Source organism: Aquimarina megaterium XH134 (assembly GCF_000520975.1).
GTDB lineage: Bacteria > Bacteroidota > Bacteroidia > Flavobacteriales > Flavobacteriaceae > Aquimarina > Aquimarina megaterium.
This window is the reverse complement of sequence record NZ_JACB01000039.1, coordinates 18,080-35,741: the sequence shown is the minus strand read 5'-3', so window position 1 is coordinate 35,741 and position 17,662 is coordinate 18,080. Positions and strand designations below refer to the sequence as shown.

The window sequence follows — 17,662 nt, the reverse complement described above, 5'->3', positions numbered from 1 at the left end:
CATTAAAAATTTAATCATTTCTTTACATTAAATAATCGTTCAAAATTTTTAATGCGCTATTTTATTTTTTATCCGAGTGAATATCTTTACCTATTATAATTAAGGCCTGATCTATTGATCTTCACAGATGAGTTTAGTTTTTCACTTTCTATTTCTTCAATATATTCTTTTATCACCTTTAATGCGTATCTGATATGTTGGTATTTTGTCTTCGATCCAAAGCTTATCCTGATCGATTCCTGTGCAGCCTCATCTGTTAAGCCTATTGCTTTTAAAACATGAGAAGGTTTATTAGATGATGTACTACACGCAGAGCCAGAAGAAACTGCAATTCCTTTATAATCCAGTGATTTCATTAAGTCACCACTACCAATACCTGGAAAGGTTAAATTAATAGTATTTGTCAAACAGTTATCTATTGGAGAATTAATAATTACATCACTTTTTATTGCTTTCAATTCATTAATAAATGTTTTTTTAAGAGGCTCATTTTTTATTGAAAGGGATACAAGTTTATTTACATGTCTGCATGCTTCTCCAAAACCTGCGATATTATGAATGGATTCTGTACCTGCTCGCATTCCTTCTTCTTGATGTCCTCCATGAATATAAGGTTCTAAAGGGCAACTAATTTTGGCATACCAGGCACCTATCCCCTTAGGTCCATAGAGTTTATGAGCAGAAAATGTAGCATAATCGACTCCTAGTTCCTTCACGTTTATAGGGATTTTGCCTAATGCCTGCACACAATCAGAAAAAACCAAAGCACCTTTAGCCTTGGCCATTTCAGATATTTTTTTAATATCCTGAATCGTTCCTATTTCATTATTAGCCAACATACAACAAACCATAGAAGTCTTATGATCTATCATAGTTTCTAGTTCTTTAAGCAATACACGGCCAGAACTATCTACAGGACAATATTGAACATCTATATTTTTGGTCTTCAAATATTCTAGTGTTTGAATCACCGATGGATGCTCAATAGGTGTAGATATTATTTTATTTTTATCGGGATAGAAATGATTACTTATTGTTTTCAATAACGCATTATTGGATTCGGTTGCACAACTAGAAAAATACACTTCATGTGAATGAGCTCCGATCGCAGTAGCAACCTGTTCTCGAGCTTTTTCAATAATTTGTGCAGACATTTTCCCTTTTGAATATCCCGATGAGGGATTTCCCCAATAAGATTTCAATACCCGGTTCATTATACTTCTTACAGATGGTGCTATATGAGTCGTTGCATTATGATCGAAATAAATATTTCGCTTGTTCAATATTTGTTTTAGCATGGTAATCATATTTTAAATTATAGTGCGGCAAGTGCGTCGATGATCTTCTTACAACCTCCATTCTTAATATATTCGGAGTGATCATCTATATCCTTAAACTCTTTGTTTGTAATTTTACTGCATAATACTTCGGAGTCTGTTTGAACATAAAACGCTCTCAGCATCTTTTTGGTCTCCAGGTCATCAAATGACGATGGTGATTTACCAGGATTCTTTTTTATCCAAGCCACCATTTTATACCAAATCGCAGCACTAAGCGCTCCACATTCTTTTCCACTTAAACCAAGTCCTCCGGCATATCCAGCTACCATAAGCATTTCTTCTTCTGTGGCACCCATTTTTCTAACCACCTCAGATGCACAACTTACTGACCCCGGACAGAAACTTACAGATTCATCCGATAAGCCTTCATCGGCCGATTTAATTGCTTCGGGAGCCCATCTTCCTGCCAGCTTCATACAACCAAATGCTTTTCCCGTAAACAATACTTTTAGAGGGGCTAATTTACCCGTAAGATCCATATCTGTAATTTCCCGACAACTGATCGTATCCGTTCTTTTTTTAAAAGATTCCATCAGATGTTGTGTAGCTGTTATAGCCATTGCTATTGCTTCTCCTGTGTCTTCATTCCTTCGGTATGATTCTGCTCCGGCAGCCAAAACAGCTCCTCCGATCATTCCGCATTGAAATCCTCTATTCAATAGTCCTCCTGCAAAAGGAGATGCTGCAATCTCTGCTATTTCGTTAGGAACACCATACTCGCTATTTAACAGAGAACAAAATGCTGTACCACAAGTTCCTCTGGATAATACTTTTAAACCTTCTTTAATAGCCTTCATAATGGAAATTTTAGTGAGTTTTTAATTATATATAGTTCATAATCCATTTCTTCTTCTAAAAAGATTAGATCGGATTGGATTATGTTTATTGAAAAGAAACCCTTTGTATAACTCGGGTACTTTTGTGTGTTTATTAGTGTAACAGTTTTGTAGTTTTGAAATGTGATTTTATTGAATTCACACCTGCCTATATTATGAGCTTACGGCAAAAGCCATACTATTAGACTCCTTAACCTGATCAACATCAGCATTACCAAATGCTCTCACATAAAAATTTTTAATCTTAACTAAAACATCTCCTGCTTCATTGATAATTTTTATATTGAATTTTTTGATGTTTGCTTGTGAACGAGCTTCTTCTTCTACGTGTTCTACATAGGCATAACAAGTATGAGGTAATGAGCGAAATATTTCTATTTCATCAATTGCAAAAGGTACATGTGGAGTTACCGATTTCATCTGCCCAATCAATCCTGCAACAGTTTGTAAAGCACCATCTACAATACAAGGGTGGAGAATGAATCGATCAGAATCAACTAATAAATGGTCTGTTAATTTTAACTTAGATAAAGCAAAGGATCCATTGATATAAAATTCCTGAATGGTTTTAAATGCTAAGCCATAATTAAAACCTACTTGGTTAAAAATAGTATAGTAGTATGAACCATCTTGAGGTTCTGGACATTGTTCTTTAAGTTTTTGTATTGAAATATTTTCAATATCGGCTGAATGTTTATTACCGCTTTGGAAAAATAACTTCCCTTCAGAATGCACTATTTGTTCATTTTCATCATCAAGTGACGTAATTTTAAATTCGGTACCAATACCATTAGGTTTTAATAATGTATTAATAAACTGCGAACCTTTCTTAAAACTTAATGGGTGAGCCCACACAATATCTTTAATCTTGCCAACCTTTTGTTCTCCTGCCAGGTTTCCTGAAATATTAGCGATTTCTATAAACCCTGAACCTGGAAAGATTTTCTCTTTATTAACTTGATGATCTGATGCATAAAACTCGCTATCGGATAACCACGAACTAAAACGAACTTCTTTTAATGTAGATGAATTATATGAAATTAAAGGGTGTAGTTGAGCATTTACAGGTTCGGTTACCGTTCTCTTTTCTTCAATTACTCGATCTGATACCCAGTACCTTTCTTTGGCAAAAGGATAAGTGGGTAGTGATATCCGATTAGGTTTATCATGAGTATATAACCTTTCCCAATCTATTTCAACGCCGTCAACCCATAATTGTGCAAGTTTATCCAGATCACTCCTATCAAATAGAGAACGAAACTCCTCTTCTCTATTAAGAGTTTTCTTTCTTCTTTGGTTAGGATTCAGTTTACCCCAAAAAATATGGTTCGACTCATTTTGTTGTTTCCAATCTTTCAATCGAATTATAAGCTCTTCTCTATTTGAAGCAACAATTGCCAACCTCTCTGACATTGCTTCCCGACCAACCTGTAGGGTAAAAGATAAATCTGCAAGATTCACTTGCTCTTCTTTTTCTATATAATTAAGTACTCGATTTGCATATTCCTGAAGACGTTCTTCATTTTTTGCAGAAAATATGACAAGGTGTGGTCCTTGTTTGGAATATACCTCTTTTACTTTTCTATATTCTTCTAGTATTAAACATGCATTCACTCCTCCTGCTCCGAACGAATTTATAAGTGCTCTACGAGGATAACCCAAGGGAGATTCCCATGGCGTTAGCTTATGTTGAAGATAGAATGGTGATTCTTTGAAATTAATATTTGGATTTACTTCATCAGAATTAATTGTGGGTACCAGCTGTTGATGTTTCATTTGCAGCAATACTTTTGCTACACCTGCAATTCCTGCGGCAGACTCGGGATGCCCAATATTAGATTTAACCGATCCAATAGCAATAACTTGTTTTTGAACGGTCTGTTTTTGAAATGCATTGGTTAAAGCCACAATTTCAAGACTATCTCCCAGCTGTGTACCTGTACCATGTCCTTCTACATAACCGATAGTTTCTGGATGGATTTGAGCCTTTTGAAGAGTATGTTCTATTAAGTTTGCCTGGGCATTAGGATTTGGAGCAGAATATCCATTCGACTTACCACTGTGATCAAATGCACTTCCTGTAAGTACGCCATATATGTGATCTTCATCCTCGATGGCTTTGCTAAGTGGTTTTAATAAAACCGATCCTACTCCTTCACCAGGAACAAAACCATCATCACCTTTACCATAACTATGGCATTTTCCTCCTAGAGATACCATTCGGTTCTTGCATAATGAATGGTATTTGGAAGGGTGCAAATATAAGTTTACACCACCAGCAACAGCAACCTGGCACTCCTGTTTCTTCAAGCTTTCACATGCAAGATGTATCGCCACTGAAGAAGATGAACAAGCAGTATCAACAGGCATACTGGGTCCGTTAAAATCGAATAAGTAAGATATGCGATTAGCAATCGACCAAGGGTGTGCACTAGGAATGGTGTTTCCTTTACTCCATTCCTCAGATGCCAGCAAGTTATAAGTGTTTGTTGTAACGCCCACAAAAACTCCTACATTTGCGCTTTTGGCTTTAGGGTATCGTTTTTTCAGGCTTTCTTTTGTGTACCCTGCATCTTCTATAGTAGCCCAAACAGATTGTAAAAAAAGTCGCTCTTGCGGATCCATTATCCTGGCTTCTTCTGGAGTGATATTGAAAAAATGAGGATCAAATTTATCGACATCACTTATAAAACCTCCCCACTTACCATAAATTTTCCCTTCAGATGCTTTCTCTGGATCTTCATGATAAAATTCTTCAAAATCCCATCGGCTTTTAGGGACTAGATCTGTTAAATCTTTCCCTTGTTTCAGGCTTTCCCAATATGAATCTAAATTTTCAGATTGAGGGTAGCTTCCATGCACTCCGATAATGGCTATCGGTTCTGAATCCTCATATGCAATTGGTGTATCAATTACATTCTTCATTTCCTGTTTGCTTTCTCTTATAGGTTCTCTCTGTATTTTCGTTTCATATAGTGGTTTAACGTGATTACTTGATACGTTTGTCGAATCTTCTATATTCAGAAATTGGATTAACGTCTCGTGATCCTCCCGGATTAAATATGTAGCCAATTCTTCTATTGTAGAATATTCATAAAACAACGTTTTTGGCAAATCACCTAAATCTCTTTCAAGGCTCAAATTTATCTGGTTAATACTTATAGAGTCGATACCAAAAGATTCAAAATGTTCTTCGGGATCAATTCGGTTTGGATCAAGTTTAATTTCTTTTCCGATCAATATTTTAAGATATTCTACTGTATTTTCGAAAAGAGTATCAGTATCTATTGTAGTAGCTTGAGTTTGTTTATTTTTCTCAGCTTTTTTAGCCGTCTGATCAATATACATCTTGATTTTGGAAGGAAAACCATATAGTGGAATACACCGAGATATATCAGATAATAGAAACTCTTCAAAAAATTGTATACCTTCTGTTACAGGTATAGGACAAAGACCTGTTTCCTTTTGGATCAAAGTAACTTCTTCATTAGAAATATGCATCCCTCCTTCTTCCCAATATGGCCAGTTAATAGCTAATGTTTTTCCATAGCGTTTTTGCTCTCTTACCAAGACTTCTCTGTTTTCTGCAAATGAATTGAGATAATGGTTTCCATAAGCATAATCAGATTGTCCTATATTACCCAATACACCTGCGATTGAAGAAAACATGATAAAGACATCCAAGTTTTCGTCTCTTGTAGCAAAGTCCAAATTAATTGTCCCATAAATTTTGGGAGCTAATACTCTATCTATCTCTTCTTTAGATTTTTTGAGAATAAACGAATCCTGGTTAGTTCCTGCACTATGAATCACTCCGTTGATTTGTGAAAAATTGGTCTTTGCTGTTTTTACAATGGTCTCTACATCTTCTAATTTTGACGCATCGGCTTGCAGATATAGGATTTTAGAACCATAAGCTTTAAGTCTATCGAGTTTTTCCTTTTGTGCTGCTTTGAGAGGAGATCTGCCAAAAAGAACCAAATTACTCTGATAATTTTTAACTAAATACTCGCTAACAATAAGACCTAACCCACCTAAGCCTCCCGATACAATATAAACACCATTCTGCTTTAATGGCATACGATTTATATTATTCTCAATATTAGTAAATTGAGCTAGTTCCTTTACATAACGAACATAGGTTTGTTCATTTTTTCGGAGATCATAACGAATTTCATTCCTCCTCCAGTTTTCATCACTGAATTCATTCCTAATCATACGAATCTTCTCTACTATAGAGATTTGCTTACTATCCTTAACCTCAACAATCTTTCCTTTATAGTAAGGGTTCTCTAGAGCTAAGGTTTTGAAAAAGCTCCCTAGCGCAGCATTGCATGGAACAGTTAAGTTTGTATCCCCTAAGAAAATTGATAAAATCTGAAGCGGAATCTGATGTTTTTGTTCTATTAAAACCTTACATAGGTTAAATAGAGTGTAAATATTATAGTTGAGTTGATGAGTTATATTTTCTTTTTTATCTAAACTAGCTGCTTCTAAACCATTGTGAATAATTCGATAAGGAAGCTGTCCTTTTATACTAAGGTGCTCTACAAGTTGTTTAAAATGTTCTTCCTTCTGAAGATCAATAGTAAAAACAGATGGTTCTATTTCCTCAAAAACGGATCCGGGTTTTAACAAAATATAGGTGTTTCCTTCGGAATATTGATGTGATTGTTTTTTTAGAGCAAGGAACAGTTCATCTGAGGTATCCAGAATTAGTATGAAACCATTTTCGGGAGATTTTTCTTCAGACACATCAAGATTCTGTTCAATCCATTCGGTGCTATAATGTAATTTCTTTTTCTCTTCTTCAGATGTGTTCTCTGCATTACTTTCTTGTATTCCTAATGAATTGGTAGCTATAGGAAATACAGGTTTAGTAATCCAATATCGTTCTTTAGCAAAAGGATACGTTGGAAGAGAAATACGCTTTGGCCGAACATTCTGATAGAGCAAAGACCAATCAATATCTGCTCCTGATATCCATAGTTTAGCTAATTTTTCCTGATTACGGGCTTCCATAATCACTTTCAGATAAGCTTTGCCTTCCTCTCCTTCCAATAAGGTAACGGTGTCGGATGAAGCATTCTTAATGTTTCCATAAAATACACCTTCCAACTCATCTGCACTTCTTTTTAATAATGCATCATCTTCTGTTTCCTGTATGGATAACCATTGGTCCAGTTTTTCGATAAGCTCATTTATACTGGTAGTTACGATCACAAGGCGTTCATTCATTGGTGTTCTTCCTATCTGTGAAGTGTATACCAACTCCTCTAGTTCAATATTTTTGTTTCTTCTAAGGAAGTCTGCCATCTTCTTACCATACCTCAAAAGCGTATTTTTATCTCTAGAAGAAAGAACAAACGATTGTGGTCTATTGTAGTAAGATTCGGTTTTCTTGTTATTACTATTATTATATTCTTCTATAATAAGGTGTGCATTCGAACCTCCCGCACCAAAAGAGCTTATGCTGGCACGTCTGGGATGTCCTTCATAATCTTTCCAGGGTGTTAATTCCTGTTGTACATAAAAAGGTGATTCTTTAAAATTGATATTTGGATTTAATGTAGTTGCATGTAAAGAAGGAACTAGTTTTTTATGTTTCAACTGAAGTAATACTTTAGTAACTGCAGCTATTCCTGCTGCTGATTCCAGATGCCCGATGTTTGATTTAACAGAGCCTATCGGACAAACTTGTTTTTGTAGCATTGATTCTCCAAAAGCTTTATTTAATCCGGTAATTTCGATAGGATCTCCTAATGCCGTACCTGTACCATGAGTTTCAATATAACCCAATGTCGAAGGATCAATTTTAGCTTTTTTAAGCGATTCCCGAATTAAATCACCCTGTGCATTAGGGTTTGGAACAGAATAACCGTTGGTTTTTCCTCCATGGTTAATTACACTGGATTTCACTACACCATATATATGGTCACCATCTTCGATAGCTTGATCCAAAGATTTGAGTAAAACAGCTCCAACGCCTTCACCTGCAACGTATCCATCTCCGCCTTCTCCAAAGCTTCTGCACCTCCCATCACTAGCAGCAAAATTACCCTGGCTTAGCATAAGGTATTTATGGGGATGTATAGAAACATTAACTCCTCCTGCAATGGCTGCTTCTATTTCACCTTTCCGTATTTCTTCACAAGCCTGATGAATGGCCGTTAAAGATGACGAACACATAGTATCTAAAGCAATACTGGGTCCATGTAGATCTAAAAAGTAAGAAACTCTATTTGCAATTGATGCATAAGATGAGCCCGGAACCACAGCATTACCTGCCAACATAGCTTCTGCACCGTAGAGTTGGTATTGCCCATACATAACCCCGACATATACACCGACTCTTCCAAGTGTAGAGATACTTTCTTTACTATACCCGGCATCCTCAATAGTTTGCCATGCAGTTTGGATAAAAAGTCGTTCCTGAGGATCAATTAATTCAGCCTCTTTTGGTGATATATTAAAAAACAACGGATCGAATTTATCAACATCAGAAATAAACCCACCCCATTTACTATAGCTTTTTCCTACTTGATTGCGTTTAGGATCAAAAAAACGATCTGTATCCCAACGTCCCTCTGGAATTTCTGTAATACAATCTCTAGCATTTTTAAGGTTTTCCCAAAATTCTTCCACATTCTCTGCCAGTGGATATTTACCTCCTAATCCTACAATAGCAACTTCTTTCTTAATGTTGGTTGTGGTATTAAAGAAACGGTTACTTGAATATATTGGAGAAACCGGTGATTCTTTCTTGATTGCATCCTGTATTGATGAAGATACGGTTTGTTGAATCCCTGTACGTTCCTGAATAATTCGAGGATAGGTCTTGGCAAAGAATTCTGCTAAGCTTTTTATGGTCTGATACTCAAAAAACAACGTTTTAGAAAGAGAGCCAAAAGTTTTTTCAAGTATGTTGGTTAACCTCATAGCGAGTATAGAATCAATACCATAATTCTCTAATGGAGCTTTTGGATCGAGTTCCTGAGTCTTAATTTTTAAAACCTCTGCAAACAGTTTTCGAAGATAATTTATCGTTTTATCTAAAAGTGTATTTGAATCTATCGCAGCAATTTTTGCAGTTTCAACATTTTGACTACTTGTAGACTTTGACATCTGTTCTACCTTACGAGTTTGCTTAGAAAGCAAGATTGAGCGCATTTTATTAACATTTCCTTCCATAACCAAAACCTGATTACCTTGTAAGGTCATACTACGATATAAAGTCTGGATACCTGATGAAGTTTGCATAGGAGATATTCCTGTTTCTTGCCAGAGCATTTCAATATTTTTCTGAGCAATACTCAAATTTCCACTTTCCCATAATGGCCAATTAATAGAAAGAGTATGTCCTTGTCTTAATTTTTGATCCACCAATTGGTTACGGTATCTGGCAAACTGGTCCATAAAAGCATTCGCTGTTGCATAATCCGATTGCCCCAGATTACCCATCGCACCTGATAATGATGAAAACAATACTAAGAAGTCAAGATCTATATCTTTAGTGGCTTGATCCAGATTATAAGTTCCTGTAACTTTGGGAGCTAACACCTTGCAAAATTCATCATTGGTCTTCTTTAGAATAAAGTTATCTGATATCATACCTGCACTGTGAATGATACCATTAAGCTTCCCGTTTTCCTTTTTAATAGTAGCTATGAGTTTTTCTACTTGCTCTAAGCTATTAAGATCTAGTTGTTGATATTCAACCTGATCGGTATCTGAGTTCAGTTCATTTAAAATTACCTGCTTTTCCTCTGTCAGCTCAGAGCGCCCGGTTACTATGATTTTTGTCTCTCTGGCTTGTTGTAAAATTTCCTTGGCAAACAATACCCCTAAAGCACCGAGGCCTCCGGTAATCAAGTAAACACCTTGATTTCTGAATACAGGTTTACTGTTCTCTTTATTTGCTTTTACTTCATCCCATTGTAGAATATATGAGGTACTGTTCTCATATTTTATAATGGATTCTTCTGGTATTGTTGCTGCTTTATGAAGTTGTTCTACCAGCTCTTTTATCTGTATAGTTGATTTTGTGAGGATCATTTGACCTGTTAGCATAGGGTTTTCCTGAGCTGCGGTTTTTAGTAATCCCGATAATCCTGAAAAAAGTGCTTGTTCCTTGTTATCGGTAATTACGATTTGAACAAGGACCTTTTCTTTGGGTTTATTCTTTAGTATTGTTTGAACATATTCAAAACAAGTTAAAGCATAATCTGTATAACGCGCTGCTATATTTTTTTGTGATGCTTCAAGTTGTATACAATGACTATTCTGAATTGATGTTTCAAACTGACTTGTTTCTATATCAGACATTTCACACAGAATAATATGTTTCTCTGCAAATTCAATTTCGATAGTTTCTGATATCTGAGGTATTTTATAGTTCTTCCATAGAGGTTTAGCCATTAAAATTCCGATATCTTTATTTTTTAAATCAATAGTATCTTCGCTTAATTGCCTGGAAGAAAGTCCTTCCATTTGAACACATATATTTCCTTCTTGATCACATATATCAATATCTAGTTTGGTAATGGTATCGGTAGCCACACTCCCTTCTGAGTAACGAACCCAGGCAAACATGTGTTCGGTAACAGCAGATATTATTCGAATAGTCTCTAAAGCAAAAGGTACAGAAGGTTGTGAAGGAATCGTGGTCAAATCATCTATCAAACCAAAAGCTGCTTGTAAACTACTATCCATTACACTCGGATGCAACAAGTAGTCATTCTGATTTGTTTTAACAACCGACGGTAAACTTAATTGTACCAAGAGTTGTTTTTCTCCTTGATAAACCTTAGTGATTCCCTGATATGCAGGACCATAAATAAGTCCCATAGACTTAAATATTGAATATAAGCTAGCTGCTTCCATACTACCTCTATTCATTTGTCCTTTGAGTTGTTCTATACTCAGTTTTTCGGGTGAAAGATAAGTGCTATACTTAGCTACTCCTTGGCTATGAATAATGTTCTGCTCATTATCCACACTATAAACTTCATAATCTATCTGGTTTTCATCTTTGATAAATAAAGCTATTTCTACCTGCTTATCTTTCTCTACGACGAGTGGTTGTGTCCATGCGGTATTATGAAGTTCTAGAATACTAGATTTGGTTTTAACAGGAATAGCTTTCTCTACTGCCACTCGTGCCATTTCGAGGTAAGCTACTGCTGGTAATACCTTGCTTACCTTACCTTCTTTAATTTTTACCTGATGATCGGCAAGAAAAAACTCTTCACCGCTAAAGATAGAGCTATAACTCTGTTTGCTAAGATCTGAGGTATTACTATGTAGTAAAGGGTGTAGTACCGATGTGATTTTTCTATCAACTGTACTTTGATTATTCATTTTTATATCAATCCAGTACTTATCCTTAGAAAAAGGATAGACAGGCAAGCTTATACGTTTGGGTGTATTATCTTCATAGAATTTATTCCAATCAAGATTTAAGCCTTTAACCCATAAATCCAGAAGTTTAGGCAGTTTTCTTCGAGCTATCCATTTATCTACAGTTTGCTCAAAATCTACATCTGCATTAAATACTAATAGAGTGTCTTTATCTTGGTCTGTATGTCCCTGATATGTGTCTTCAATATTCTTTTCACCATTAATATATGCTTTAAGCTTTTGGATCAACTCTTCAACTGAGTTTACCATAAAACCAAGTCGCATATCCATCGTTTCTCTTCCTACCTGTAGCGTATATGCCATTTCGGTAAGGTCAATCGATGTAATAGCCTGTTTTTGTTTTTCTATTTTAGATTTCTGAAGAAAATCGTAAAGATCAATAGCTTTTTGTTTAAGTTGATCTGGCGTTCTAGCTGATAAAGGAACAATTACTTTTGAATCTAAATCAATAGAAATCTTAGGCTGGCTTACTTTTGCTGGAGCTACATATTCCTGAACAATAATATGTGCATTTGCTCCTCCGGCGCCAAAGGATGAAACACCAGCTATCCGAGGTTGTGGGATGCCATCAATTATAGGCTCTTCCCATGTTCTTAATGTTTGGTTGACAATAAATGGTGTCTTTTCAAAATCTATATTAGGATTTAAATTTTTTGAATGTAGTGATGGAACTATTTGTTGGTGTTTTAATTGCAGTAATACTTTGGTTAGTCCGGCAATACCAGCTGCTGACTCACAATGACCTATATTGGATTTGGCAGAGCCCAGTAAACAAAATCCTACATCAGATGTACTTTGTTTAAATGCCTTACTTAGGGCTGATATTTCAATAGGATCGCCTAGTTTGGTTCCCGTTCCGTGTGCTTCTATATAGCTTATACGTCTAGGGTTTGTGTCTGTTTCTTTTAATACATTACTTATGAGATTAGATTGCGCCTTTGGATTAGGTACACTATACCCATTGGTCTTACCTCCATGATTAAGGGTACTACCATTAATAATACCGTAGATATGATCTCCATCCTTTTCAGCTTCAGATAATTTTTTCAATACTACCACACCCACACCTTCACCTGGGATGTAGCCTTCACCTCCTTCTCCAAAACTTTGACAATGCCCTTCACTTGAAATATATTGCCCCGCACTAATCACCGTATATTTATTGGGATGGATACTAACATTGACTCCTCCTGCAATTCCCAAACTGGTTCGTCCCTGTTTTAGATCCTGACATGCTAAATGAATTGCTGTTAATGACGAGGAACACATAGAATCGACCGTCATACTAGGTCCATGAAGATTTAACACATACGATACTCTATTGGCAATACTGGCATAACTTCCGGGCACTCCTATTCGATGCCCTCTTTTACTGGCTTCGATCCCATAGAGTTGATATTCACTATACATAACTCCTGCATACACACCAACTTGTCCTGGCTGCCCAAACTTGTGTGGTATTTGCAAACCGGCTTTGGTATAACCTGCATCTTCTATGGCCATCCAGGTATGTTGCAAAAATAATCGTTCCTGAGGGTCCAGTATCTCTGCTTCGAGCGGCGAAATATTAAAAAATAAAGGGTCAAATTCGTCAACACCATCAATAAATCCTCCCCATTTACTATAATGATATCCACTTTTACTACGATCTGGATTGTAATACTCTTGCCAGTCCCATCTATTCTTTGGTACCTCAGTAATACAATCTTTACCATCACGTAAGTTATTCCAGTATGCTTCAATATTAGTAGCTTTTGGATAGCGACCACTTAAACCTATAATTGCGATGGGATCTGTATCAACATTATTTTTTTTATCAACAGAAATTTCAATCTTCCGTGAACGTTTAATACCTCTTGAATTTCCCTGTTCTGATCGCGTGCCGATAGGTGAAGCAATAGGTATATCCTTATTTTTTTCCTGACTATTTTTTTCAGAAGCAGAAGTAAAGAGCGCTGTTAGTTTTGCTAAATGTGAATTTATAAAGTAGTCTGTAAGCTCATGAATTGTTTGATATTCGAAAAAGAGTGTTTTTGGTAAAGAACCAAAAGTTTTTTCTAACTGATTGGTTAGATTCATTGCCAAGATAGAATCAATACCATATTTTTCTAAAGGAGCAAGTGGGTCAATCTTATGAGATGGAAGCCTGAACAATTCAGAAAGTTGTTTTTTAATATAATTCTGGGTTTTCTCTTCCAGATTTTCTTCATCCGTTTCGACAACTGATTCTTTTTTCTCAGAAGTAATACTACTAGACAAAGAGGTTTCAGAAGCATTATCATTAAATAATGTCTGATGTAATTTTTCTACATTGCCTTCTACAACTAGTAATTGATCTTGTGTTAGTTCAAAACTTCTATAAAATGCATGAACACCAGTCTCAGTACACATAGGCAACATCCCTGTACTCTGTTCTAACATTTCTTGTTTCGACTGATCAATTTTCATTCCCCCTTCTTCCCATAAGGGCCAATTGATGGTCATAGTTTTCCCTGATCGTTGTTTGGTTCCAACCAGTTTGTTACGGTAAATCCCAAACTGATTCATGAAATCATTGGCTGTGGCATAATCTGCCTGACCACCATTGCCGGTTATAGAGGATATTGATGAAAATAAAACTAAGAAATCAAGATCAATATTTTTACTGGCTTCGTCTAAATTATAGGTTCCTAAAACTTTAGGTGCAAGAACTTTGCTAAACTCTTCTGATGTCTTTTTTAGAATAAAGTTATCTGAAATCATTCCTGCACTATGAATGATACCATGAATTCCTTTATATTCTTTTTTTATTGAAGTAATGATTTGTTTTACCTTATTAAGATCTACAACATCTAATTGTTTATAGGACAGTTGACCAGTCTTACCTCCCATTTTATCTATCAAGGTTTGTTTTTCTTCGGTAAGTTCAGACCTACCTGTTACGATGATTTTGGCATTCTGAGTTTGTTTTAAAATTTCTCTAACAAGTATTTTCCCCAGATTTCCTAACCCTCCTGTAATGAGATATACACCATTATCTTTAAAAACGATCTTAGGTTTATTATGTACTACTGGTATTTCTTTCCAACGCAGAACCTGTCGGGTTTCTTGTTCATATTTTATAATTGTATCCTGCGTCTTGTTTTGATTTTCCTCTAATTGTAGTATCAGTTCTTCTGCTGTTATTTTTGGATGAGTAATGATAACCTGACCAGTTAACTTAGGATTTTCAAGGGTCGCAGTCTTAATTAAGGCAGAAAGACCAGTAAATATAGATTGCTCACTTTTATTAGCAGTTACAATTTGAATGAACACTTTTTCCTGAAGTTTATCACTTAGTAGAATACGAAGCTGTTCAAAACAAATTCGTGCATATTCGTTAAATCGTTCTGCTATATTTTTTTGTTGAGTATTTTGCAGAGCTATCACTTTACTGGAAGTAAGAAGAGATTCTAGTTGTTTTGTATCTACCTGAGGAACTTCACATAGAAAGACATATCGATGCTTCACTACATCTGTTCCATTTTGACTGAAAGGCTTCATATCTTTTGTCACTTGCCAAACAGGAGCTCCATATAAGGCTCCTTTTTCTGTTACAGTGACTTCTTTGGTCACCGAATCTTCATTAAGTATACGTGAAGAAAATCCTCTCATTTGTATGGCGACCTCTCCTTCTTGATTACATAGGTCTATATCGAGCTTGGTAATTTTATCTGTAGATTTATTTCCTTTTGCATATCGAACCCATGCAAACATTTCTTTAGTACAACCAGAGAAAACCTTTAGTGACTCCAAAGCAAATGGTAACGATGGTTTATCAGGGATTTGATCTAAACCTCCAAATAAGCCAATAGCAGACTGCAACGCGCTATCCATCAAACCTGGATGCAAGATATAGTCATTAAAATTTGATTCGGTAACCTCATTTAACTCTAATTGTGCCAGTAATTGTTCATTGTCTTGAAATATTGTTTTTATACCTCGATAAGTCGGCCCGTAATTCAATCCTAATTTTGAATACACAGCATAAATAGGTGCTGATTTTAGCTCTCCTTGTTGCATTCTCATCTTGAGCTTATCAATATCTAGTCGTACAGGTTTTGAAGTATTGATATAGACAGCCTGCCCCTGACAATGAATCGTTTCTTTGACACCTTCTTCTGTTTGAGATTCTGTACTATAAACTTCATAATTTATCTGTCCATTACCTATTTCGGTTTCATCAGCAAATAAAGCAATAGTGACTTCTTTAGGGTCTTGAACTATAATTGGTTGAGCCCATATAATATTACGCAATTCAACAATTGATTCTTCTTGAAAAGGTAAAGCTTTTCTAAGGGCCATTCGAGCCATTTCTAAATAGGCAACTCCAGGTAAAACTTTTTGATCTTTAACCACATGATCTCTCAGAAAGGGTTCTTTTCCGTTAAATATTGTACTAAAGCTTTGCTGGCTTAAATCAGATGTATTCTTATGTAACAAAGGATGTATGACATCCCTGTTGGTATGACTTACTGTATGGTGACTAAATTGTTTAATAAGATCCAGAGCATTGGCTTTTGAAAGTCTCTTGCTCTTCAATTCTAAAACTATATATTCTATGAAATCAATCATTATAGTACTGGCTATTGATTAAACCCGCTTTATGAATTAGAAAATTTATTACATCTTTGAACTACTGCAAATACTGTCGTTTCACTATACTTTTCAATTTCACCATAGCGATGCTATGCAAAAATTAAGAGACTATCAGTATTTATGGCAACTCAAAGCTTCATCACAAAGTTCTAATTCATAAAGAGGGTTAAAAGGTTTTAAGGTGCTATTTAAAAAAGGCTCGTAAGCGTTTTTTAATCGAAAATTTTTGATGAGATGGTATCATCGATTTCACAATTCGACAAAAATTTATTTCGTTCTACTGTTTTCGAAAAGTATATAACTGCTAATTGTTCTGGTTTGGCTTTGAACACTACTGCAGAGTCTAATGGAAAAGCTTTCTTAGCTTCATATAAAGGAATATGAAATAATTGTTCACATTTTTCTAAATCATGGCTTTCTTGAAAATCGGCCCAACTACTGATCAAACCAAGTTTACATCGTAACGCTTCCCAAAATTTGGGAAGGGGTTTTACATTAGCGGTAACAGGTAACCCTGCTTGAAAAGCCTTACGAATATTAGCTGGATGGTAACTTGTATCATCATCGAACAGAAGTCCTCCTGCATAGTTTCCGATATCATCACTACCAATATCTTTAATCCAGCTTCTCAAATTAACTGCCATAATACAAATTCGTGAATTAATCACTTTTGCAAAGCTTGAAGTAAGAATATCATTGGTTGAAACATAATCTACTGATGATGAATTTTCCTTAGCTTGATTTTTGGCTATATTGATTTTTTCGGGCTCTACATAAAACCCATAACATTTTGTTTTTTTACCAAATATGGCTCCTTTTACTAAATTTAAAATAAACGGTGCAGAATGAAAAAATTTAAATGATTTCTTACCGACAACTTCGGTTACCCTATCAGCAGCTTCTTGATTTCGTTTTGCTTCCAATTGTTCTACGGGTTTATCGGTAAACAGTTGGTTAAAGATTTTGTAATACGTATATCCATCTGCTACCACATGAGAAATTGAAAAAATAAGGGCAAATCCTTTTCCCTGAGAATGCTGATCAGGAACAATAGTTAATTTGGTTACAGGGTCAGATTTGTTAATCAATTTTACTCCTTTGTTTACTATGGCCGGTTTAGATATGTTAAATAATTCTTCATATTTTATTTCAGATCCGATTTTAATATCAGAAGGATTATCAAAGAAAGTTCGTTCTATTATATCATCTGGTATAGGCCCTGAAGGATATGCAAGTTGTAAATTTTTATGTTTCTTATTTTTTACCAATCGTCCTGCCAACCAAGGATTACCATTGATAATTTCTTTTAATCGGGCGCGTAGAGCAATAGATGCGTGCGTTTGGTCACCTTTATAAAAAGTTATTGTGGTTATTCCATTTTCACCTTTTATTATCGTAGATGATTCTTCTTTTAACAAGGGTATGATGGTTTCATTTATACTTTGCATA

General features: G+C 35.4%; 4 protein-coding genes. All 4 read right to left on the bottom strand.

Annotated elements, in window-relative coordinates; translation table 11 throughout:
- Positions 1 to 86: 86 nt before the first annotated feature.
- The 4 genes from Z053_RS0120085 to Z053_RS0120070 all read right to left on the bottom strand — a co-directional run bounded on the left by Z053_RS0120085 (position 87) and on the right by Z053_RS0120070 (position 17,661).
- On the bottom strand, positions 87 to 1,298 hold the full coding sequence (locus Z053_RS0120085; RefSeq protein WP_035096486.1) for a cysteine desulfurase family protein: 1,212 nt from the start codon (positions 1,296 to 1,298) through the stop codon (positions 87 to 89).
- Positions 1,299 to 1,315: 17 nt separating this feature from the next.
- Complete coding sequence (locus Z053_RS0120080; protein WP_025666763.1) at positions 1,316 to 2,137, bottom strand: C-GCAxxG-C-C family protein; 822 nt, start codon at positions 2,135 to 2,137, stop codon at positions 1,316 to 1,318.
- 192 nt (positions 2,138 to 2,329) lie between these two features.
- Entirely contained in the window at positions 2,330 to 16,189 is a 13,860-nt protein-coding gene (locus Z053_RS31145) for an SDR family NAD(P)-dependent oxidoreductase (protein ID WP_025666762.1), read from the bottom strand.
- 236 nt (positions 16,190 to 16,425) lie between these two features.
- Positions 16,426 to 17,661 (bottom strand): hypothetical protein, encoded by a 1,236-nt coding sequence (locus Z053_RS0120070; RefSeq protein ID WP_025666761.1) that lies wholly within the window; start codon positions 17,659 to 17,661, stop codon positions 16,426 to 16,428.
- Position 17,662 lies beyond the last annotated feature (1 nt).